The sequence below is a fragment of the Pseudophaeobacter sp. 1A09344 genome (assembly GCF_041008745.1).
Lineage (GTDB): Bacteria > Pseudomonadota > Alphaproteobacteria > Rhodobacterales > Rhodobacteraceae > Phycobacter > Phycobacter gallaeciensis_A.
In genome coordinates this window covers 72,903-93,804 of sequence record NZ_JAXGFS010000001.1, presented here as the reverse complement: position 1 = coordinate 93,804, position 20,902 = coordinate 72,903, and the positions used below count along the sequence as shown (strand labels likewise).

General features: G+C 61.8%; 16 protein-coding genes. 7 read left to right on the top strand and 9 right to left on the bottom strand.

The genetic code is table 11. From position 1 onward, the window contains the following. Nucleotides 1-24: 24 nt before the first annotated feature. A complete protein-coding gene (locus SM765_RS00375; protein ID WP_274836723.1) occupies nucleotides 25-513 on the bottom strand; it encodes a hypothetical protein in 489 nt (162 codons plus the stop codon). Nucleotides 514-606: 93 nt separating this feature from the next. Here SM765_RS00375 and moaA point away from each other — a divergent pair, with 93 nt between their 5' ends. The 3 genes from moaA to SM765_RS00360 are packed head-to-tail and all read left to right on the top strand — an operon-like array spanning nucleotide 607 to nucleotide 3,992. Further along, complete coding sequence (gene moaA, locus SM765_RS00370; RefSeq protein WP_065273102.1) at nucleotides 607-1,614, top strand: GTP 3',8-cyclase MoaA; 1,008 nt, start codon at nucleotides 607-609, stop codon at nucleotides 1,612-1,614. Nucleotide 1,615: 1 nt separating this feature from the next. Then, nucleotides 1,616-2,956: a 3-deoxy-D-manno-octulosonic acid transferase gene (locus tag SM765_RS00365; protein ID WP_274836722.1), complete on the top strand. Its 1,341-nt coding sequence runs from the start codon at nucleotides 1,616-1,618 to the stop codon at nucleotides 2,954-2,956. Then, a complete protein-coding gene (locus SM765_RS00360) occupies nucleotides 2,949-3,992 on the top strand; it encodes a glycosyltransferase family 4 protein (protein WP_274831810.1) in 1,044 nt (347 codons plus the stop codon). The genes SM765_RS00365 and SM765_RS00360 overlap by 8 nt, the downstream gene beginning before the upstream one ends. Before the next feature lie 58 nt (nucleotides 3,993-4,050). Here SM765_RS00360 and SM765_RS00355 read toward each other — a convergent pair whose 3' ends face one another. The 5 genes from SM765_RS00355 to SM765_RS00335 all read right to left on the bottom strand — a co-directional run bounded on the left by SM765_RS00355 (nucleotide 4,051) and on the right by SM765_RS00335 (nucleotide 10,982). Further along, entirely contained in the window at nucleotides 4,051-5,214 is a 1,164-nt protein-coding gene (locus tag SM765_RS00355; RefSeq protein ID WP_065273099.1) for a M20 aminoacylase family protein, read from the bottom strand. A 96-nt stretch (nucleotides 5,215-5,310) separates the two neighbouring features. Beyond that, on the bottom strand, nucleotides 5,311-6,471 hold the full coding sequence (locus tag SM765_RS00350; protein WP_274833522.1) for a M20 aminoacylase family protein: 1,161 nt from the start codon (nucleotides 6,469-6,471) through the stop codon (nucleotides 5,311-5,313). A gap of 11 nt (nucleotides 6,472-6,482) precedes the next feature. Further along, nucleotides 6,483-7,649, bottom strand: coding sequence for a M20 aminoacylase family protein (locus SM765_RS00345; protein WP_274836721.1), 1,167 nt, complete (start codon nucleotides 7,647-7,649; stop codon nucleotides 6,483-6,485). A 341-nt stretch (nucleotides 7,650-7,990) separates the two neighbouring features. Next, the gene (gene argE / locus SM765_RS00340; protein WP_274836720.1) at nucleotides 7,991-9,157 is read right to left on the bottom strand and encodes an acetylornithine deacetylase; all 1,167 of its coding nucleotides are present in this window, start codon (nucleotides 9,155-9,157) and stop codon (nucleotides 7,991-7,993) included. Between the two features lie 4 nt (nucleotides 9,158-9,161). Then, nucleotides 9,162-10,982, bottom strand: a complete 1,821-nt coding sequence (locus SM765_RS00335; protein ID WP_065273095.1) for an ABC transporter ATP-binding protein — start codon at nucleotides 10,980-10,982, stop codon at nucleotides 9,162-9,164. 361 nt (nucleotides 10,983-11,343) lie between these two features. On the opposite strand from SM765_RS00335, the gene SM765_RS00330 reads away from it, so the two are divergent. The 4 genes from SM765_RS00330 (at nucleotide 11,344) to SM765_RS00315 (ending at nucleotide 16,423) form a co-directional block, all read left to right on the top strand. Beyond that, nucleotides 11,344-13,044 carry a peptide ABC transporter substrate-binding protein gene (locus tag SM765_RS00330; protein WP_065273094.1) on the top strand — a complete coding sequence of 567 codons (1,701 nt, stop codon included), beginning with the start codon at nucleotides 11,344-11,346 and terminating at the stop codon, nucleotides 13,042-13,044. Nucleotides 13,045-13,193: 149 nt separating this feature from the next. Then, nucleotides 13,194-14,201, top strand: coding sequence for an ABC transporter permease (locus SM765_RS00325; RefSeq protein ID WP_274836719.1), 1,008 nt, complete (start codon nucleotides 13,194-13,196; stop codon nucleotides 14,199-14,201). After that, entirely contained in the window at nucleotides 14,194-15,105 is a 912-nt protein-coding gene (locus SM765_RS00320) for an ABC transporter permease (protein WP_274828842.1), read from the top strand. Before SM765_RS00325 ends, SM765_RS00320 begins: the two co-directional genes overlap by 8 nt. A gap of 244 nt (nucleotides 15,106-15,349) precedes the next feature. Then, a complete protein-coding gene (locus SM765_RS00315; protein ID WP_274836718.1) occupies nucleotides 15,350-16,423 on the top strand; it encodes a YeeE/YedE family protein in 1,074 nt (357 codons plus the stop codon). Here the strand turns inward: SM765_RS00315 and SM765_RS00310 are convergent. From SM765_RS00310 to SM765_RS00300, 3 genes are all read right to left on the bottom strand, one after another. Continuing rightward, complete coding sequence (locus tag SM765_RS00310; protein WP_368981395.1) at nucleotides 16,359-17,639, bottom strand: DUF3422 family protein; 1,281 nt, start codon at nucleotides 17,637-17,639, stop codon at nucleotides 16,359-16,361. The two genes, SM765_RS00315 and SM765_RS00310, sit on opposite strands and share 65 nt — an antisense overlap. Before the next feature lie 198 nt (nucleotides 17,640-17,837). Continuing rightward, nucleotides 17,838-19,271 carry an NAD(P)(+) transhydrogenase (Re/Si-specific) subunit beta gene (locus SM765_RS00305; RefSeq protein WP_274833517.1) on the bottom strand — a complete coding sequence of 478 codons (1,434 nt, stop codon included), beginning with the start codon at nucleotides 19,269-19,271 and terminating at the stop codon, nucleotides 17,838-17,840. Between the two features lie 16 nt (nucleotides 19,272-19,287). Beyond that, nucleotides 19,288-20,862, bottom strand: a complete 1,575-nt coding sequence (locus tag SM765_RS00300) for a Re/Si-specific NAD(P)(+) transhydrogenase subunit alpha (protein WP_065273088.1) — start codon at nucleotides 20,860-20,862, stop codon at nucleotides 19,288-19,290. Between the last annotated feature and the right edge of the window lie 40 nt (nucleotides 20,863-20,902).

The following is a 20,902-nucleotide window of genomic DNA, read 5'->3' as shown; positions in this document are numbered from 1 at the left end:
TTGGTTCACCGGTCAGTTGGCCCGTCAGTTGGCCGGGCGCACCTGTAGCTCAACCAGCTCGGTCAAAGGCAGACCAAGCGCCCGCATTGCAGCGATGGACACCCGGGCGCTGCCCCCGTTTGCCGCCGGTTTCAGCGTCACCTGCACCTCTGCACCGCTGGCGCTGCGCAATACCGCCTGTTGCTCGGTGCCGACCAAAGAGGTCTCCATCCACAGTCCCGGAACCGCCGGATCCCCCAGCGAGGCGACCACCTGCTCGGTGCCGGTGAAGATTGAGGACGCCGCAGGCGCCTCAGCCTCGGACACCATATCCTCCTCCACAGCATCCGGCACCGTCAGGGCGCCACCGGTTGCATCCAGCGGCGCGCCAGTCACGGGCGCTGCGGTCGGCGCCGGGGTGCTGCTTGCGGCCTGTCCACGCAGGTCGGGAAAGTCCAAATTCCCGCAACCGGCAAGCAGCAGCAGGGACAGGGACAATGGCAGGGCGGCGGAGCATGAGACTGTGATACGCATGGCCGTAAATCTATTGGCGCACACAGATCTTTACCAGCAGGAAAATGCACTCCCCTCTTGTCGCAGGCAAGGCGCCGCTTTACCTATGCTGTCATGACTGCTCCGCTGATCGATCCCTTCGCCCGCGCCATCACCTACCTGCGCGTCTCGGTTACTGACCGTTGTGACTTCCGCTGCGTCTATTGCATGTCGGAAAACATGACCTTTCTGCCCAAGAAAGAACTGCTGACGCTGGAGGAACTGGACCGGCTGTGTTCGACCTTTGTCGGCATGGGCGTGGAAAAGCTGCGCATCACCGGCGGTGAGCCTCTGGTGCGGCGCGATATCATGACCTTCTTCCGCGGCATGACCCGGCATCTGGACAGCGGCGCCCTCAAGGAACTGACGCTGACCACCAACGGCTCGCAGCTGGAGAAATACGCCCAGGATCTGTTTGATGCTGGGGTACGCCGGGTCAATATCTCGCTCGATACGCTGGACGAGCAGAAATTCGCGGCAGTCACCCGCTGGGGCCGCCTGCCGCAGGTCATGCGTGGCATCGATGCGGCGCAAAAAGCGGGCCTCAGGGTCAAGATCAACGCCGTGGCGCTGAAAGGTTTTAACGAACCGGAGCTGCCCGAGATCACCCGCTGGTGCGCCTCGCGCGATATTGATCTCACGTGGATCGAGGTCATGCCCATGGGCGATATCGGCAATGAGGACCGCCTGGACCAATACTGGTCGCTCAAGGACGTGCGGCGCGAATACGAAAATCACTATACCGTGACCGATCTGGCGGAACGCAGCGGCGGCCCGGCCCGCTATGTGCGGCTGGAAGAGACCGGTCAGAAGATCGGTTTCATCACCCCGCTTAGCCATAATTTCTGCGAAAGCTGTAACCGGGTGCGCCTGACCTGCACCGGCGAGCTTTACATGTGCCTGGGTCAGGAAGACATGGCCGATCTGCGCGCGCCCCTGCGCGACCACCCGGACAGCGAGGCCCCGCTCGAAGAAGCGATCCGCGCCGCGATCAACCTCAAACCCAAGGGCCATGATTTCGATTACTCCCGGCAGACGCCCGGCGGCCAGATGTCCCGCCACATGAGCCACACCGGCGGCTGAGATGACCAGCCAAGGTTCTGGCGGCAAGGCGACGGCTCTGTTTCACGCCTACCAGGCCGTCACCGCGCTGATTGCGCCCTTTGCCTACCGCAAGGTTGCCGCAAAACTGGCGGCGCAGGGTGTGTCCCCGCAGCGCCAGCGCGAGCGTCTGGGCCATGCCAGCCAGCCACGCCCCACCCTGCCCTCCGGTGCGCCGCTGATCTGGTTTCACGGCGCCTCGGTCGGGGAGAGCCTGGCCGCGATCACCCTGATCAACCGGCTCGCGGAAAAACGCAGCGACGCGCGCTTCCTTCTGACCTCGGGCACCGCCACCTCGGCTGCGGTCGCTGAAAAGCGGTTGCCAAAGGGCGCGATACATCAGTTTGCCCCACTGGATGCGGCCGGACCGGTGCGCAGGTTCCTCGATCACTGGCGCCCCGATGCCGGGATCTTCGTCGAAAGCGAACTCTGGCCTGTCACCCTCAGCGCCGCTCATAAGCGCGGCACCCGGCTGGCGCTGGTCAATGCCCGTCTGTCCGACCGCTCGGTCCGCAGCTGGCAGAAGCGCGCCGCTACCGCCCGTTTCATCCTGTCGCGTTTCGATCTGCTGCTAAGCCAGAACGATCACATGGCACAGAACCTTATTTCGCTTGGCGCCGATACCGCGCGGGTGCAGCCCGGTGGCAACCTCAAGGCCGGGGCTGCCGCCCTGCCGGTTGACGCGGCGGCGGTGGAGGCACTGCGATCCGACGTCGGTGCGCGGCCGGTGTGGATTGCCTCATCGACCCACGACGGCGAGGAAGAGACTATTCTTGCTGCTCATCGCACCCTGCTGGACCGTTTTCCCGATTTGTGCCTGGTGCTGATCCCGCGCCACCCGGAACGCAGTGACAAGGTTGCCGAACTCATCCGCGACGCCGAGTTGACCTTCGCGCGGCGCAGCAAGGGAGAAGCGATCACCCCGCGGACGCAGGTCTATCTGGCCGACACGCTGGGCGAGCTGGGCACATTCTACGCGCTGTCTCCGTTGGTGTTTCTGGGAGGCTCTCTGCGGCCTATTGGCGGGCATAATCCGTTTGAAGTGGCACAGGCAGGCGCCGCCGTGATCACCGGTCCCGGCACCAGTAATTTCACCGAGACCTTCCCGCCGCTGATCGCCGCTGGCGGTGCGGTCGAAGTGCAGGACGCACCCCAACTGGCGGGGGCCGTACAGCACTGGCTGGATGACCCCAAAGCCCTTCAGACCGCCTGCACGGCTGCCTCCGGCTTTGCCAGATCACAAGCGCAGGAGCTGGATGGCGTGGCGGATCTTCTGATCGACCGGCTGGGGCTTGGGGCCAAAGGGACACATCCCGATGCCTGAGCTCTTCGTCACCAATTTCAACCGTAATTTCACCGGGGTTTCGGCCACCGCCGCCAATGTGATCCGCCAGCAGGCAAACACCCATGATCTGCGGCTGGTGGGCCGCCCCCTGCCCGGCTGCCCGGCCCCGATTACCACGGCCGAGGCGCGGCGCCTATGCAGGAACGCCCCGGACGGCAAACCCTTCGCCATCTGGCACGTGCGGCGCAATACGGAAATGCGCGCGGCGATCTGGGCGCGGGATGTGCTGCGCCTTCCGATCCGCATCGTCTTTACCTCGGCGGCGCAGCGGCGGCATTCGGCCCTGCCGCGCTGGCTGATCAGCCGGATGGATGCGGTGGTGGCGACCACGGACAAGGCTACTGAATTCGTACCGCACGTGCGCGCGGTGGTGCCGCATGGGGTAGACACCGATCTGTTCCAGCCAGCAGACAACCGCGACACCGCCTGGGCGGCGCTGGGATATGGCGGAACCCGCGGCATCGCTACGGTTGGCCGTATCCGCCCGGAAAAGGGCACCGATGTCTTTGTCGATGCGATGATCGACCTCCTGCCCACCCTGCCCGGCGCCGTGGCGCTGGTGATTGGCCGCGCGGCGCGTGAACATCAGGGATTTCTGAAGGATCTGAAATCCCGCATCGCTGCTGCGGGTCTAGGTGATCGTATCCTGTTTCCCGGCGAAATCCCCGCCGCAGATCTGCCGCCGCTGATGCGGGCGTTGTCACTGGTAATGCAACTGCCCCGCTACGAAGGCTATGGCATGGCTCCGCTGGAAGGTATGGCCAGCGGCGTGCCCTTTGTGGGGGCCGAGGCTGGATACTACCGCGCCTTTTCGGCCCAGGGCAAAAGCGGCGTGATCGTACCGCTTGAGGCCGCGCAAGCCGGAGCCGAAGCTGCCCGCGCGATCCTAAGCGATCCGGCGCGCCATGTGCAGATGGCACGGGATGCCCGCGACATCGCCCTGCACAGTTTCAGCGCCCGGACTGAAGCAGATGGGATCGAAGCGGTCTATCAGGCGCTCTGGTCCGAAGGCTGAACATGAAAAAGGCCCGACGATCTGCCGGGCCTTCTTCTTTCAAAAAACTCAGCCTCTATCAGGCGGCGGGCATGCGCTGCTCGACGATGCCGGCCCACCAGCTGCAACCAGCCGGAATGGCCTCGTCGTTGAAGTTGTATTCCGGGTGGTGCACATCGGCGCTGTCGCCGTTGCCAACCAGGATATAGGCGCCGGGACGCTCTTCCAGCATATAGGCGAAGTCTTCGCCGCCCATGACCAGCGGCGCTTCATCGCAGTTGCCGGAGATATCGGACGCAACCTTGGCTGCGAATTCGGTCTGCTCTTCGTGGTTTACCATGACCGGATAACCGCGGTTGTAGGTGACGTCGGCCGTGCCGCCAAAGGTCGCTGCAACGCCTGCGCAGATTTCCTTGATCCGCTTTTCGGCCAGATCGCGCATCTCTTTCGACATGGTGCGCACGGTGCCTTTGATCTGAACCCGCTGCGGGATCACGTTGAATGCCTTGGAAGAGGTCTCGAATGAGGTCACCGAGACAACCACGCGATCCACCGGATCGGCATTGCGCGATGCGATGGTCTGCAGCGCCAGAACCGCCTGAGCGGTCATCACGGTGGTGTCGATGGTCTCATGCGGTTTCGCCGCATGGCCGCCGCGTCCCTCAAAGGTGATGTCAAAGGTGTCGGTCGCGGCAAAAAAGGCACCGGGGCGGATCGAGAAGCTGCCGATCGGTTTACCCGGCCAGTTGTGCATGCCGTAGACTTCCTGGATGTTCCAGCGCTCCATCATGCCGTCGTCGCACATCTCCTTGCCGCCGCCGCCGCCTTCTTCGGCGGGCTGGAAGATCACCACAACGGTGCCATCAAAGTTGCGGGTCTCGGACAGGTATTTGGCAGCGCCCAGCAGCATTGCGGTGTGGCCGTCATGGCCGCAGGCGTGCATGGCATTGGCGGTTTTGGAGGCATACTCAAGCCCGGTCTGCTCGTGGATCGGCAGCGCGTCCATATCGGCGCGCAACCCGATGACCTTGCCCGAGGTGTCGGACTTGCCCTTGATCACGCCGACAACGCCGGTGCGGCCGATGCCGGTGACGATCTCGTCGCAGCCGAATTCCTTCAGCTTGTCTGCCACCAGCGCCGAAGTGCGGTGGGTTTCGAACAGGATTTCGGGGTTCTCGTGAAGATCACGGCGCCAGGCGGTGATTTCCTCCTGAAGCTCGGCAAAACGGTTCTTGACCGGCATAGTGTCACTCCTTGTTTTTATCATGTGCGGCGCCACATGCGCCGCCGGGTTTGCTGTCGCAGGCGCCATAGGCACCCGCGAGGGTCCGCGGCCGGATCAGGCCGCGGGCATTCTGCCTTCGACGATTTCCGCAAACCAGCTGATGCCGGCCGGGATGATCTCGTCGTTGAAATCGTATTCCGGGTGATGCAGGCCCGCGCTGGGGCCGTTGCCCAGACGGATCATCGCCCCGGGGCGCTCCTGCAGCATAAAGGAAAAGTCCTCACCGCCCATCAGGATCGGCACATCCTCGCAGATACCAACCGCCTGCGCCGCGGCGCGGGCGTATTCCGTGGCCGCATCATCGTTGATGGTGACCGGCACGCCGATGCGCATTTCCAGCTCGACCGAGCCGCCAAAGGTCGCTGCCACGCCTTCGGCGATTTCCTTGATCCGCTTTGGGATCATCGCGCGCACGTCTTCGGAGTGGGTGCGGATGGTGCCGCGGACCTCTGCCTTGTCGGGGATCACGTTGAACGCCTTGGAAGAGGTTTCGGCGCTGGTCAGCGACATCACCGCCTTCTCCACCGGATCCATGTTGCGCGAAACGATGGTCTGCAACGCGGTGATCATATGGCACATCATCACCGTGGTATCGACGGTCATGTTCGGCTTGGCGCCATGGCCGCCGCGCCCGCTCAGATGCAGGGTGAATTCGTCGACCGAAGCCAGGATCGGCCCGGGACGGATGGCAAATGTGCCTGCTTCGATGCCGGGGCTGTTGTGGATGGCATAGACTTCGTCGATGCCGAAACGCTCCATCATCCCGTCTTTGACCATGGCCTCGCCGCCATTGCCGCCTTCTTCGGCAGGCTGGAAAATCATCACAGCGGTACCGTCAAAATTGCGGGTCTCCGCAAGGTATTTGGCTGCTCCCAGCAGCATTGCGGTGTGACCGTCATGGCCGCAGGCGTGCATCGCGTTGGGGATCTTGGAGGCATGCGGCAGGCCGGTCTGTTCCTGCATTGGCAGCGCGTCCATATCGGCGCGCAGACCGATGGCACGCCCCTTGCTGTCGCTCTTGCCGCGGATCACCGCAACGACGCCGGTGCGGCCGATCCCGGTCACGACCTCATCACAGCCAAATTCTTTCAGCTTTTCCGCCACCAGGGCAGAGGTGCGGTGGGTGTCGTAAAGGATCTCGGGGTTTTCGTGGATGTCGCGGCGCCAGGCTGCGACCTCTTTCTGAAACTCTGCGGCGCGGTTCTTGACTGGCATTCTCGATCTCCTCAGGCGGCGGGCATACGTCGTTCGACCAGTTCGGCGAACCAACTGCACCCCAGCGGGATGGCATTGTCGTCAAACACATAGGCCGGGTGGTGGCACATGGCGGTGTCGCCATTGCCGAGGAACATATAGGCGCCGGGGCGCTCCTCCAGCATATAGGCGAAGTCCTCGGACGGCATGATCGGGTCGGTGTTGTCGACCACATCGGCAGAGACTGCACGGGCAGCTTCGACGGCGTAACCTGTCTCTTCCTCGGTGTTGATGGTGACGGGATAGCCCGGCGACCATTCGACCTTTGCCTCGGCGCCATAGGCGGCAGCGACGTTTTCCGCGATCTGGCGAACCCAGCCTTCGGCCTGCTGACGGTACTCGGTATCGAGAGTGCGCACGGTGCCCTGCAGACGGGCGGAATGCGCAATCACGTTGGAGGCGGTGCTGTCGGTTTCAAAGGTGCCGACGGTCAGGACCACGCGTTTCACCGGGTTCACATTGCGCGACACGATGGAATGCAGCGACACCACGATCTGCGACGCCACCAAAGTCGTGTCGATGGCATCATGCGGCGCCGCCGCATGGCCGCCCTTGCCGGTCACGGTGATTTCGAATTCATCCGAGGACGCCAGCAGGGCCCCGGGGCGGATAGCAAACTGCCCGACGGGCAGGCCTGGCATATTGTGGAGACCATAGACCTCCTGAATACCCCAACGCTCCATCAGCCCGTCATCGCACATCGCCTTGCCGCCAGCGCCACCTTCTTCGGCAGGCTGGAAGATCAGCACGACCTTGCCATCAAAGTTGCGCGTCTCGGACAGGTATTTCGCCGCCCCCAGCAGGATCGAGGTGTGACCATCGTGGCCACAGGCGTGCATCACGCCCGGCGTTTTCGAGGCATAGTCGACACCCGAGGCTTCGGTGATGGGCAGCGCGTCCATGTCGGCGCGCAATCCGATGACCCGGCCCGAGGTGTTGGTCTTGCCTTCGATCACCGCGACGACGCCGGTGCGGCCGATGCCGGTGGTGATATCGGTGAGACCAAATTCCTTCAGCCGTTCCTCCACAAATCCGGCGGTCTTGTGAACCTCGTACATCAGTTCCGGATTCTCATGCAGGTGGCGGCGCCATTTGGTGATTTCATCCTGCAGATCGGCAAAACGGTTTTTGACTGGCATCCTGTTCCTCTTGCGTTGTGCCCGCACGGCTGCGGTTCCGGGGCACTGTCAGTCAATTAAGTTGCGTTAGCAAGTATCACAAGCAGACGAGTTGCCATGCAAAACGCGGCAAAGCGAACCAATTTTGGCCTCCGAAATTTCACACCCATTAAATCAATGATTTAACCCGAACCAATTTGCAGATTTGCACTACTGCATTGGTTCGCCCCCGCAAAAATATTTGTATTTGCACGAAATAGCGGCCCAGGGAGTGGGCTAATGAAAACGGGCTGCATCGCCCTGCGATACAGCCCGTCCGTGTTCAGAATATGCATCAGGCGCCCAAGCACCGTGCCCTTGGATCAGGCCGCCAGCCGGTCCACCAACTGCCGCATGAAATCGTGACCGGCGTTGAACTGAGCGACGGTGATGAATTCATTCGGCTGATGCGCCTGGGCAATATCGCCGGGGCCACAGATGACAGCGGAATAGCCCGCTTCCTGGAATTGCCCCGCTTCGGTGCCATAGCTGACCACGTGGGTGCCATTGTCCCCAGTGATCATCCGCACCAGCGTTTCCGCTGCGCCCTCCTGTTCGGGGACGAGGCCCGGAACGTTGAACTTCTTTTCGATCTCGATTCGCGCCTCCGGATGCACCGCCTGCATCTCGGCTTCGATGCGGCGCACCTCGGCCAGATAAGCCTCTTCCCAATCGGCAGCGTTTTCGCCAGGCACCACGCGGAAATCCATCACGAACCGGCAATCCTTGGCGGTGATGTTATGCGCCGTGCCACCTTCGATCATGCCGACGTGGCAGGTGGTATAGGGCGGCGTGAACATCGCCGGGATCTCTTCCGGCTCGGCAGCCGCATTTTCCGCATTACGGTGGTTAGCCCAGTCGATCAACCGCGCCCCCTGCATCACCGCGCTGACCCCGGTGTGCATCAGCGAGCTGTGCACCTCAAAACCGATCAGATGCGTGTCATAGCCGATACCGCCCTTGTGGCCGGTCACCGCCTTCATCGTCGACGGCTCGCCGACGATGACCGCGCCGCCCTTGGGCAGCACGGGCTGCATGGCCTCGATCATCGGCGGGGCGCCGGTGCAGCCAATTTCCTCGTCAAAGGACAGCGCCAACTGCAGCGGACGGTTGACGCCGCGCCGGTGCGCCTCGACCAGAGCCCAGATCGCCAGCGCGTCGAAGCCTTTCATGTCGCAGCAGCCGCGCCCGTAGTATTTGCCGTCACGCTCCACCACGGTGAAAGGATCGCTGTCCCAGGGCTGGCCGTCGACCGGCACCACATCGGTATGGCCGGACAGGACCACCGCCCCTTCGACCATCGGTCCGGCATGGGCAAAGACCGCAGCCTTGTGCGGCTGATCGGGATCGACCCAGCGGTGCGGCGTGATGCCATGGCTGCTCAGGTACTCTTCGACCCATTCGACCAGCGGCAGATTCGTGTCCCGGCTGACGGTGGGAAAGGAAACCAGTTTCTCCATCAGCTCCAGCGGCGTCAGAATATCAGCCACAGGATCAATACCCACTGTCGGTGGTCAGAACGAAATGGCCCGGCTCTAGCTCAAGGTACTCTGACGGCTCCGGCTTGTAGTCCGTGCCGTGAATGGGCGAGGGAATCGGTTTGAAGTTCAGATCCTTCTCGCTCTTGCGCTTGCGTGGATCGGCGATAGGCACGGCCTTCATCAGCGCCTGGGTATAGGCGTGCAGCGGGTTGGCAAAGACGCGGTCGCGCGGGCCGATTTCAACGATCCGGCCCAGATACATCACGCCCACCTGATGGCTGACGCGTTCGACGACGGCCATGTCGTGGCTGATGAACAAGAAGGACAGCCCCAATTCGGCCTGCAGTTCCATCATCAGGTTCAGAACCTGCGCCTGCACCGACACGTCCAGCGCCGAGACAGCCTCGTCCGCGACGATCAGTTTGGGATTGAGCGCCAGCGCCCGGGCAATGGCGATTCGCTGCCGCTGACCACCAGACATTTCATGCGGATAGCGGCGCATGAAGCTGCGCGGCAGGTGCACACGGTCGAACAGCGAGGCAACGCGATCCTGCAGTTCCGAGCCCGAGGCGAGCCCGTAGTTGCGCATCGGTTCAGCCACCTGATCCAAGAGCTGCATCTGCGGATTGAGCGAGGCAAAGGGATCCTGGAAAATCATCTGCATGTCGAGACGCGCCTTGTGCATCTGCGAGTTGCTGAGCCCCAGAATATCGCGCCCCTCGAAGTTTACCTGCCCCGACATGGGTTCGACCAGACGGAGAATCGAGCGTCCGGCGCTGGATTTACCACAACCGGATTCGCCGACCAGCGACAGGGTCTGGCCCTTGAACACCTTGAACGAGACGTCCTCGACCGCGTGCACATTGGCAACGGTACGGCGCAGCACCCCGCCTTTGACCGGGAAACGGGTGGTCAGGTTCTTAACCTCAAGAAGCACCTCATCGGTGCCCTTGATCGGTTCGATCTTCTGGTCCTCGACGCCCATCAGTTTCATCGGTTCGGGGTAGTCCTTACCGATCATTTCGCCCAGTTTTGGCACGGCGGCCAGCAGGGCGCGGGTATAGTCGTGCTGCGGGTTTTCAAAGATCTCGGTGACGGTGCCTTCTTCGACCTTGTTGCCGCGGAACATAACCACCACGCGGTCCGCCATTTGCGCCACAACCGCCATATCGTGGGTGATGAACATCACCGCAGTGCCGGTTTCCCGCTTCAGCCGGTCCATCAGGGCCAGAATTTCGGCCTGAATGGTCACATCAAGCGCGGTGGTCGGCTCATCCGCAATAAGAAGGCGCGGCTCACAGGCCATCGCCATCGCGATCACCACACGCTGACGCATACCCCCGGACAGCTCATGCGGGTATTGCTTCAGGCGCCGTTCGGGTTCGGGGATGCGCACCTGACGCAAAAGTTCCAGCGCCCGCTCTTCTGCCTGTTTTTTAGTCATGTTCTTGTGGATGCGCAGACCTTCGGTCAGTTGGCGCCCCACAGTGAACACCGGATTGAGCGCAGTCATCGGCTCCTGGAAGATCATCCCGATCTCGTTGCCGCGAATCTGCTTCATCATCTCCTGTTCGGCCTTGGCCAGGTCGGTGGTTTCACCGCCACGGCCATTGAACAGCAGTTCCCCACCCGCGATTTCGCCGCCGCCGAACTCGACGAGACGCATCAGGGAGAGGGAAGAAACCGATTTCCCCGAACCGGATTCGCCCACGATACAAACGGTTTCGCCCGGATTGACGTCAAACGAGACATCCTCAACCCCGACGACCGGGCCGTCCTTGGTCTGAAATTCGACCCGCAAGCCCTTAATTTGTGCAATTGGTTGGTCCAGCACCCCAGTCGTCCCCTTATCGGTAAATCGTTATCCGCTGCATCGTTGGCAGTCTTTCAAGGCCGAGATGTAAGCTGATCATTGAAGCTTCGTCAAACCAATGGGCGGCGTTAAGCGAAATTTTGGATCCGAAGGCTTGCAATTTCCGCAAACTCTGTTTCGATACCTCCCAGTGTCTGCCCGAGCAATCTGGCGCGCAGGACCGGCCATGGCCGAAGCTGGCGCATTAGATTTCAATCGTTTAACGCGTGGGGCGGAACGACGAACCATCCGCAATCTTGCGGCAACAGGCTGGGCCACGCATCGCCCGGCCGCAAAAAGACACAAGAACACCGTTTCTGTGTTCGACAAGGAGAGTGTGAAAATGAAACTCAAGACCCTTTTGATGGGGGCTATTGCTTCTGCAGCGCTTGCTCCGGCAGCGTTTGCCGAGCGTGGCGCCGACGGTCAGGTGAACATCATCTACTGGCAGGCGCCCTCGATCATGAACCCGTTCCTGTCGGGCGGCACCAAAGACGTTGAAGCCTCCTCGCTGGTCATCGAACCTCTGGCGCGCTACGACCCCAACGGTGCAATGGTTCCCTTCCTGGCCGAAGAGATCCCGACCGTCGCCAATGGCGGTGTGAGCGAAGACCTGACTTCCATCACTTGGAAGATCAAGGCGGGTCTCACCTGGTCTGATGGCACCCCCTTCACCTCCAAAGACGTGAAGTTCACCTACGACTACTGCACCCATCCCGAAGGCGGCTGCGCGCAGGTCACCAAATTCGAAGGCGTGACCTCGGTCGAAACACCCGACGATCTGACCGTCAAGGTCACTTTCGAAGGCCCGACCCCCTTCCCTTACGGCCCCTTCGTTGGCGGTGAAAGCCCGATCATCCAGGCCGCTCAGTTCGCCGAATGCCTGGGCGCCAAAGCCCCCGAGTGCACCGAGGCCAACTTCAGCCCGATCGGCACCGGTCCCTTCGTGGTCGACGAGTTCAAACCGAACGACGTGATCACCCTGTCGGCCAACCCGAACTACCGTGACCCGGCCAAACCGGCCTTCGCCAAGGTACTGTTCAAAGGTGGCGGCGACGCAACTGCGGCCGGTCGTGCCGTGATGGAAACCGGCGAATTCGATTACGCCTGGAACCTGCAGCTGGCACCCGATGTGATTGCCCAGATGGAAGCAGGCGGCAAAGGTGTTGCTGTGGCAGGCTTTGGCCCGCTGGTTGAGCGCATCATGCTGAACAACACCAACCCTGATCCGGCGCTTGGCCCGGACGAGCGTTCGGTTGTACGCCCGCACCCCTTCCTGAGCGATCCTGCGGTTTACAAAGCCATGTCCATGGCGATCGACCGCCCGCTGCTGGTTGAAATCGGTTACGGCAAAGCCGGTAAAGTGACCTGTAACTGGGTTCCCGCACCTGCCGTCTACGCAGCAGATATTGCTGGCTGTGACGTTCAGGACATCGCTGGCGCCAACAAGATGCTGGACGAAGCAGGCTACAAAGACACCAACGGTGACGGCGTTCGCGAAACTCCGGATGGCAAGCCGATGAAGGTTCTGTACCAGACTTCGACCAACGCCGTGCGTCAGGACTTCCAGGCCCTGATCAAACAGTGGTGGAGCGAGATCGGTATCGAAACCGAACTGCGTAACGTCAACGCATCCGTCTTCTTCGGTGGCGACCCGGGTTCCCCGGACACCTTCCAGAAGTTCTACGCGGACGTGGAAATGTACGCCAACACCTTCAACGGCACCGACCCGCAGTCCTACTTCGGCAACGGCCTGTGCGACAAGGCACCGACTCCGGCATCCCAGTGGCAGGGTGAGAACATCTCCCGCTTCTGTGACGAAGAGTTCGACGCTCTGCACGCTGAGCTGACCAAGACTGCCGATGCAGGCAAGCGCGCCGAAATCGGCCAGCAGCTGAACACGATGATCTTCGAAAAAGGTGGCATGATCCCGCTGGTTCACCGTGGTCGTCTGTCCGGTCAATCCAACACCCTGGGTGGCCACGTCCTGAACGTCTGGGACAGCGAACTCTGGGATGCGGCTGACTGGTACCGCATCAAGTAAGGCAGGCTAGCCTCTCCTGAGGCCCCGGTGTTCCACCGGGGCCTCTTGCCATTTACGCCCAGATCCGCTTTAGCGCGCGGGCATAATGGACCCGAGGCCTCCGGCCCTGCTTCCTAATTCTGAAATCGAACATCAAAGGCGCCCACCTGATGCTGACCTTTACAATCAGGCGACTGATCCTATCGGTTCCGACGCTGCTGTTCATCAGCCTCGTGATTTTCCTGCTGCTGGAGCTCGCCCCTGGCGATCCCATGGCGCAGGTCCCGCTGACCGTCCCCCCCGAAGTAAAAGAAAAGATGCGCGAGGCCCTTGGCCTTGGCCAACCCGCCCATATCCGGTTCTGGAAGTGGCTTGTGCAGTTCTTCTGGATCGAGCCGCAGGTCATGATTGACCACTACTTCGGCTCCAATTTTTCCGAAGGCGATCTGCGCGTGATTTCCTGGCAGACCCGTTCGCCCGTCATGGACATCGTGATCCAGCGTATGCCGCAGACCCTGTGGGTTGTCGGTACCGCCTATGTGGTTGCAATCCTGATCGCCCTGCCCATCGGGATCTACTCGGCCTACCGCCAATACAGCTGGTTCGACCAAATGGGCACCTTCGTGTCCATGGTCGGCTTCTCCGTGCCGCCGTTCTTCTCCGGCGTGCTGGTCATCGTGATCTTCTCGGTGCAGCTTGGATGGTTCCCGTCGATCTATGACACCACCCTGGTCGTTGACAGCTGGAACGCCTTCGTCAAACAGCTGCAACAGATGATCATGCCAGTCATGGTGCTGGCACTGCAGATCACCGCCCAGCTGAGCCGCTTCATGCGGGCCTCGATGCTGGACAACCTCAATCAGGACTACGTGCGCACCGCCCGTGCCAAGGGTCTGAGCGAATATACCGTGGTCATGGTGCACGTGCTGCGCAACTCGATGATCCCGGTTGTCACTGTGATCGCACTGGGGATCCCAGCGATCTTCGGCGGCGCCATCATCACCGAGCAGGTGTTCAAGGTGAACGGAATCGGTCAGCTTCTGATCGGCGCCATTCAGGCCAATGACCTGCCGATGGTGCAGACCCTGACCTTCATCTTCGCGGTGCTGATCGTGATGTTCAATCTGATCGCCGACGTACTGTACGGCATTCTTGACCCAAGGATCCGCTATGACTGAGCTGAGCAATCCTGTCCCGAGCAACCCGCCGCGCAGCCAATGGCTGGACGTGTGGGATCAGTTCAAATCTCACCGTGGCGCCCTGATGGGTGGGGCGCTGTTCCTGTTCATCATTCTGGCCGTGTATCTTGGCCCCATGTTCTGGGATATCGAAGCCACCCGGATCGATATCCGCGCGCGGAACCAGGGTCCAAGCTGGGCGCATCCCTTCGGCACCGACCAATTGGGCCGCGATATGCTGGCCCGGATGATGGCCGGTGGATCGACCTCCGTTTCGGTGGGTCTGACGGCCATGCTGCTGGCGCTGTTCCTGGGCTCCTTCGTGGGTGTTGTCGCGGGCTTTTTCAAGAAGCTGGACGGGCCGCTGATGCGTCTCACCGACCTGTTCCTTGCGCTGCCCCTGCTGCCGCTTCTGCTGGTGATGATGCTGTTGTTCCGCGAACCGCTGAACGCGGCCTTTGGCCCCGAACAGGGGATCTTCATCCTGATCGTGACCTCGATCGGCGTGACCAGCTGGATGCCCACGGCGCGGATCGTGCGTGGCGATGTGCTGGCCATCAAGGAGCGTGAATTCGTTCTGGCGGCCCGCTCCATCGGTACCTCGGATGGCAAGCTTATCACCCGACACATCCTGCCGAACGTGCTGTCGCCGATCATGGTCTCCGCGACGCTGGGGATCGCCACCGCGATCATCACCGAAAGCTCGCTGTCGTTCCTTGGTCTTGGCTTCCCGCCGGACTTCCCAACCTGGGGCCGTCTGCTGTTTGATGCCACCGACTATCTGCAGCAGTACCCTGAGCGCGTGTTCTGGCCCGGTATGGCGATCTCGCTGACCGTTCTCAGCGTCAACTATCTGGGTGACGGCCTGCGTGATGCGCTGGATCCGCGTATCCGGGGCCGCTGAGCCGCAAGTCAGACGGGACACACCCGCACATATTCAAATAAGAACATAACCACCGGCCGCCCCAACAGGGCGGCCGGTTTGTTTTGGGGCACCCCGCCCCATCTGGATTCATTTTCTGCCAGCCCTCCGCTACCGGGAACTTTGTCCTGCAGATACCCGTCGACAACTGCGATACTGGCCTTGCTCGCTTGGATATTTCGCGCCATTTCGGGAATAAGTTCCGATTTCCGGTATGGAGAGTATCATGTTCGAAACGTTCGGTTTTGAAGAGACCACCGCACGCCAGGCTTCTGTCCTGTTCGCGTTGGGGCTGGGCCTTGTCTTTGGCGCGCTGGCGCAATTGACCCGGTTCTGCCTGCGGCGCACCATTGACGGCAGTGACCGCCGCGAAGCCGCTGGCGTCTGGGCCATGGCGCTGGCCATTGCTGTGCTCGGCACCCAGGCCGCTGTCCTGCAGGGCTGGATCAGCTTTGACGATCACCGCCTACTCGCCGCAGATCTGTCGGTGCTGGCCGTCATCGCCGGTGGTCTGATGTTCGGTGCCGGCATGATCCTGACCCGGGGCTGCGTGTCCCGGCTGATGGTTCTCAGCGGCAGTGGCAACCTGCGCGCCCTGCTGGTGATCTCGGTCTTTGCGATCACCGCCCATGCCACGCTGAAGGGTGTTCTGGCGCCACTGCGCACCAGCCTTGGCGCCGTCACTGTTCCGCTTGGCGATTACGCGACGCTGGCGGCCCTGCCCGGCGGCGCGCTCGTCTGGGGACTGCTGATTGCGCTCGCCGCACTTGCCATTGCCCTGCGCTCCGGCAACCGTATCCCCGTGCTGGCTGGCGCGGCTGTGATTGGCCTGCTGGTCCCGCTGGCCTGGGTCGGCACTGGCTTTGTGCTGTTTGACGAATTCGATCCCATCGCGATGGAAAGCCTGTCCTTCACCGCGCCGTCTGCTGACACCCTGTTCTACGTCGTCGCCTCCAGCGCCGTCTCCGGCAGCTTTGGCACCGGTCTGGTGGGTGGCGTTCTGGTCGGCGCACTTGTTGCGGCCCTGCTGACCGGACAGTTCAAGTGGCAGAGCTTTGAAAGCCCCGCCCAGACAGGACGCTATCTGGCAGGTGCCGTGCTAATGGGCATCGGCGGCGTGCTGGCCGGTGGCTGCACCGTTGGCGCCGGTCTGGCCGGGGTTCCCACCCTTGGCGTGGCTGCCCTGCTGGCGATCCTGTCGATCCTGCTGGGCGGCAGCCTCACCCAGGTGCTGCTCAGTGCAGACCCTTCCGGATCCGCCGGACGGCAAGCCACACCAGCCCCACAACCGGCAGAGTGATCAGCGCGGTCATCATCCCCTTGCTGAGCCCCAGCGGCCCGGCAAGGGGATAAAGCGCATAGGACGCCAGCGACACCGCATAGTAGCTGATTGCCACCACAGACAGCCCCTCGACCGTATGCTGAAGCCGCAGCGCCATATCGGCGCGGCGGTCCATGCTTTCCAGCAAGGCCTGATTCTGCGCGCTGCGCTCCACATCCACCCGGGTGCGCAAAAGCTCCCCCGCCCTGCGTGCCCGATCAGCCAGCGTCACCAGCCGCTTTTCGGTGGACTTCACCGTACGCATGGCCGGCTCATAGCGGCGCAGCATGAATTCCGCGAAGGTCTGGAAGCCTTCCAGACGTTCCTCCCGCAACAGCCTGATCCGCAGGTTCACCAGCGCCTCATAAGCGCCGGTGGCGCCAAAGCGGAAGGCCGCCCGGGCGGCCATCGCCTCCAGCTCGGCCGAGACCGTCAGAAGGTGCGACAGGGTCTGTTCTGCCGGAACGCTGCTGCCGGTCATTTCCGCCATAATTTCACTCAGATGGGTGTCAAGCCCGCCGATGGTGGGCGACAGTCCCCGGGCACGGGAAAAGCCCAGCATCGACATGGCGCGATAGGTCTCGATCTCGCACAGGCGCTGCACGATGCGGCCAATCCTGCGGCTGCCGGTTTCGCGGTTCACGAAGGCAGCAAACCGCATGTGCCCCGCCGGATCGATCCGGAAATCCCCGGCCACCACCGCATTGTCATCCAGCACCTGCGACACCGCCATGCTTTCGGGCACCAGCCAGTCCTGCAGCTTTGATTTGATCTCCGCCGTGTCAGGACGTGGCAGGACACGGAGCATCAGTGAGGTGATCCGCTGCCCCGGCGCCTGTTCCAGCCAATCGCCAGGCAGCACCTCGAAATCAACCGGGTCAAAGGGCCGTTCGCTGACACCGTCACTGTAGAGCGTGTAGCTGACGAATTCGGTGTGCTGTTCCCACTTCAGGGTGTGGCGCCCCAGCTGGGCCGCATGATGGGTGGCGCCCGGTTTCGGGTGCGGCGCGCCGTGGCGGTCCAGCAGATCGATCAGATGCGCAAGATCCAAGCCGCGGTCCCGGTGCACGGCTTCCTCGGGCTGTTTCACCGCCAGATAGATCACGGTGCTTGGGCTTTTCATGGTCGGAAAAGGACGCGCGTGCAGCTCATTGGCAAGCTGATAGCGCAACGGGTGATCCTGGATCGGGGGCATCACGGTCTCCACTGGTACAGGGCGACCATAGCCAAAACCACAAGACCTGTAAAGAATACATGTAATTCAATACCTTAGCAGGATACAACAGTATACAACGCGGCCGCATGCGGCACAGGCTAGCCGCAGAATGCAGAAAAGGCGCCCCACAAGAGACGCCTTTCCCGAGTGTTACAGCCCGCAGGCCTGTGGAGTTGATCAGCTGATCTTGGTCAGCAGATCGTCCAGCGATTTTTTCGCATCGCCGTAGAACATCCGGGTGTTCTCTTTGTAGAACAGCGGGTTCTCGATGCCGGAGTAGCCGGTGCCCTGGCCGCGCTTGGACACGAAGACCTGCTTCGCCTTCCAGCATTCTAGAACCGGCATACCGGCGATGGGGCTGTTGGGGTCTTCCTGCGCAGCAGGGTTCACGATGTCATTGGAACCGATAACGATGGCCACATCAGTTTCCGGGAAGTCCTCGTTGATCTCGTCCATTTCCAGAACGATGTCATAAGGCACCTTCGCTTCGGCCAAGAGAACGTTCATGTGGCCCGGCAGACGACCCGCAACCGGGTGAATCGCAAAGCGCACGTTCTTGCCCTTGGCGCGCAGACGCTTGGTCAGCTCGGAAACCGACTGCTGTGCCTGTGCAACGGCCATGCCGTAGCCCGGGATGATGATGATGTTGTCGGCCTCTTCCAGAGCCTGCGCAACACCGTCGGCGTCGATCGCAACCTGTTCGCCCTCGACTTCCATCGCAGGACCCGAAGTGCCGCCAAAGCCGCCCAGGATCACCGAGATGAAGGAGCGGTTCATCGCCTTACACATGATGTAAGAGAGGATCGCACCCGAGGAGCCAACCAGCGCACCCACAACGATCAGCAGGTCGTTGCCAAGGGAGAAACCGATCGCAGCCGCAGCCCAGCCCGAGTAGCTGTTCAGCATCGAAACAACCACCGGCATGTCGGCGCCGCCGATGCCCATGATCAGGTGGTAGCCGATGAACAGCGCCATCAGGGTCATCAGGAACAGCGGCAACAGCGCACCGGTGTTGAAGTACCAGATCAGAGCCAGCAAAGAGATCGCCGCCGCGCCTGCATTCAGCATGTGACCGCCGGGCAGTTTCGTCGCTGCCGAGCCAACCTTGCCCGCCAGTTTGCCATAGGCAATGACAGAGCCGGTAAAGGTCACAGCACCAATGAAGATACCGAGGAACAGCTCGACCCGCAGGATAGCAATCTCGACGCCGTCCTTCTTGGCCAGCAGCTTGGCAAAGCCCTCAAGCGAAGACTTGGCGCTGTCGTCCATGGCCATAACGCGCCCCAGTTCTACATGGGCGATAAAGCCCACGAAAACCGCCGCCAGACCGACCAGCGAGTGCATCGCCGCAACCAGTTCCGGCATTTGGGTCATCTGCACCCGGTTGGCCAGGAAATAGCCGATGATGCCGCCACCTGCGATCAGCACCAGCGACAGCAGCCACAGGCCCGAACCGGGGCCGATCAGCGTAGCGAAAACCGCCAGCGCCATGCCCGCGATCCCGTACCAGACCGCACGTTTTGCGCTTTCCTGTCCCGACAGACCACCCAGCGAGAGGATGAAGAGAACAGCCGCGACCACATAGGCCGCCGTGGTAAATCCGTATTCCATCTGTTTTCCCTCGCTCTTAAGACTTCTGGAACATGGCGAGCATGCGCCGTGTCACAAGGAAGCCGCCGAAAATATTGATACCGGCCATGAAGACCGAGAGCGCTGCCAGCAGGATCACCAGGAAGGAGCCGGAGCCGATCTGCATCAGCGCGCCCAGGATGATGATCGAGGAGATCGCGTTGGTCACCGCCATCAGAGGTGTGTGCAGGCTGTGCGCCACGCCCCAGATCACCTGGAAGCCGACAAAGACCGCCAGAACGAAGACGATAAAGTGCTGCATGAAGCTGGCTGGAGCCACGAGCCCCACGCCCAAGAGCAGCGCTGCGCCGATCACCAAGAGGGTGACCTGTTGCTTGGTCTGCTGCTTGAAGGCGGCGATTTCCTGCGCGCGCTTTTCTTCCGCGGTCAGTTCTTTCGGCGCCTCGGGCTTCTTCTGCGCCGCGATGGCCTGAACCTTTGGCGGTGGCGGCGGGAAGGTGATTTCCTTGTCGAAAGTTACCGTTGCGCCGCGGATCACGTCGTCTTCCATGTCATGCACGATCTGACCGTCCTTTTCAGGGGTCAGGTCGGTCATCATGTGGCGGATGTTGGTCGCATAAAGCGTCGAGGACTGCGCGGCCATACGGCTCGGGAAGTCGGTGTAGCCGATGATGGTGACGCCGTTGTCTGTGACAACTTTCTCATCCATCACGGTGCCTTCGACGTTACCGCCCTTTTCGGCTGCAAGGTCGACGATGACCGAACCCGGCTTCATCGCCGCAACCATGTCCTCAAGCCACAGCTTGGGCGCTTCGCGGTTGGGGATCAGCGCGGTGGTGATCACAATGTCCACTTCCGGGGCCAGTTCGCGGAACTTCGCGAGCTGTGCTTCGCGGAACTCGGGGCTGGAGACGGCCGCATAGCCGCCGGTTGCCGCACCGTCCTGCTGTTCCTCTTCGAAATCGAGGTAGACGAATTCAGCGCCCATCGATTCGACCTGCTCCGCCACTTCGGGGCGCACGTCAAACGCATAGGTCACCGCACCAAGGCTGGTGGAAGCGCCGATGGCTGCCAGACCGGCCACACCTGCGCCAACGACCAGAACCTTCGCCGGGGGCACCTTGCCCGCAGCGGTGATCTGACCGGTGAAGAAGCGGCCAAAGTTGTTGCCTGCCTCGATCACAGCGCGATAGCCGGCGATGTTCGCCATCGAGGACAGCGCGTCCATCTTCTGCGCGCGGCTGATGCGCGGCACCATTTCCATGGCGATGACATTGGCGCCCTTGGAGCGCGCCAGTTCCAGGCCTTCCTCGTTGCCACCGGGGTTGAAGAAGGAGATCAGCGTCTTACCCGCTGTCATCCGCTTCAATTCAGTGTCAGTCGGAATGCGCACCTTGGCGACGATATCCGATGTCTTCCACAGCGCGGCTGCGGTTTTCACGATTTCGACGCCAGCCTCTTCATAGGCGGCATCGCTGAAACCGGCCAGCTGACCGGCACCGGTTTCGATGGCGCAGTCATAGCCCAGCTTTTGCAGCTGCTTGGCAGAGTCCGGCGTCATCGCGACGCGCGCCTCGCCTTTCATTACTTCCTTTGGTGTACCTATTCTCACCTTGTCGGTCCCCCTCGTCTTGCCCGTGCCAGCAAAGCAC

What these genes read in the sequence shown, in the direction of transcription:
- SM765_RS00375 (WP_274836723.1), bottom strand. Translation starts at nt 513, where the DNA reads ATGCGTATCACAGTCTCATGCTCCGCCGCCCTGCCATTGTCCCTGTCC.
- moaA (WP_065273102.1), top strand. Translation starts at nt 607, where the DNA reads ATGACTGCTCCGCTGATCGATCCCTTCGCCCGCGCCATCACCTACCTG.
- SM765_RS00365 (WP_274836722.1), top strand. Translation starts at nt 1,616, where the DNA reads ATGACCAGCCAAGGTTCTGGCGGCAAGGCGACGGCTCTGTTTCACGCC.
- SM765_RS00360 (WP_274831810.1), top strand. Translation starts at nt 2,949, where the DNA reads ATGCCTGAGCTCTTCGTCACCAATTTCAACCGTAATTTCACCGGGGTT.
- SM765_RS00355 (WP_065273099.1), bottom strand. Translation starts at nt 5,214, where the DNA reads ATGCCGGTCAAGAACCGTTTTGCCGAGCTTCAGGAGGAAATCACCGCC.
- SM765_RS00350 (WP_274833522.1), bottom strand. Translation starts at nt 6,471, where the DNA reads ATGCCAGTCAAGAACCGCGCCGCAGAGTTTCAGAAAGAGGTCGCAGCC.
- SM765_RS00345 (WP_274836721.1), bottom strand. Translation starts at nt 7,649, where the DNA reads ATGCCAGTCAAAAACCGTTTTGCCGATCTGCAGGATGAAATCACCAAA.
- SM765_RS00330 (WP_065273094.1), top strand. Translation starts at nt 11,344, where the DNA reads ATGAAACTCAAGACCCTTTTGATGGGGGCTATTGCTTCTGCAGCGCTT.
- SM765_RS00325 (WP_274836719.1), top strand. Translation starts at nt 13,194, where the DNA reads ATGCTGACCTTTACAATCAGGCGACTGATCCTATCGGTTCCGACGCTG.
- SM765_RS00320 (WP_274828842.1), top strand. Translation starts at nt 14,194, where the DNA reads ATGACTGAGCTGAGCAATCCTGTCCCGAGCAACCCGCCGCGCAGCCAA.
- SM765_RS00315 (WP_274836718.1), top strand. Translation starts at nt 15,350, where the DNA reads ATGTTCGAAACGTTCGGTTTTGAAGAGACCACCGCACGCCAGGCTTCT.
- SM765_RS00310 (WP_368981395.1), bottom strand. Translation starts at nt 17,639, where the DNA reads ATGCCCCCGATCCAGGATCACCCGTTGCGCTATCAGCTTGCCAATGAG.
- SM765_RS00305 (WP_274833517.1), bottom strand. Translation starts at nt 19,271, where the DNA reads ATGGAATACGGATTTACCACGGCGGCCTATGTGGTCGCGGCTGTTCTC.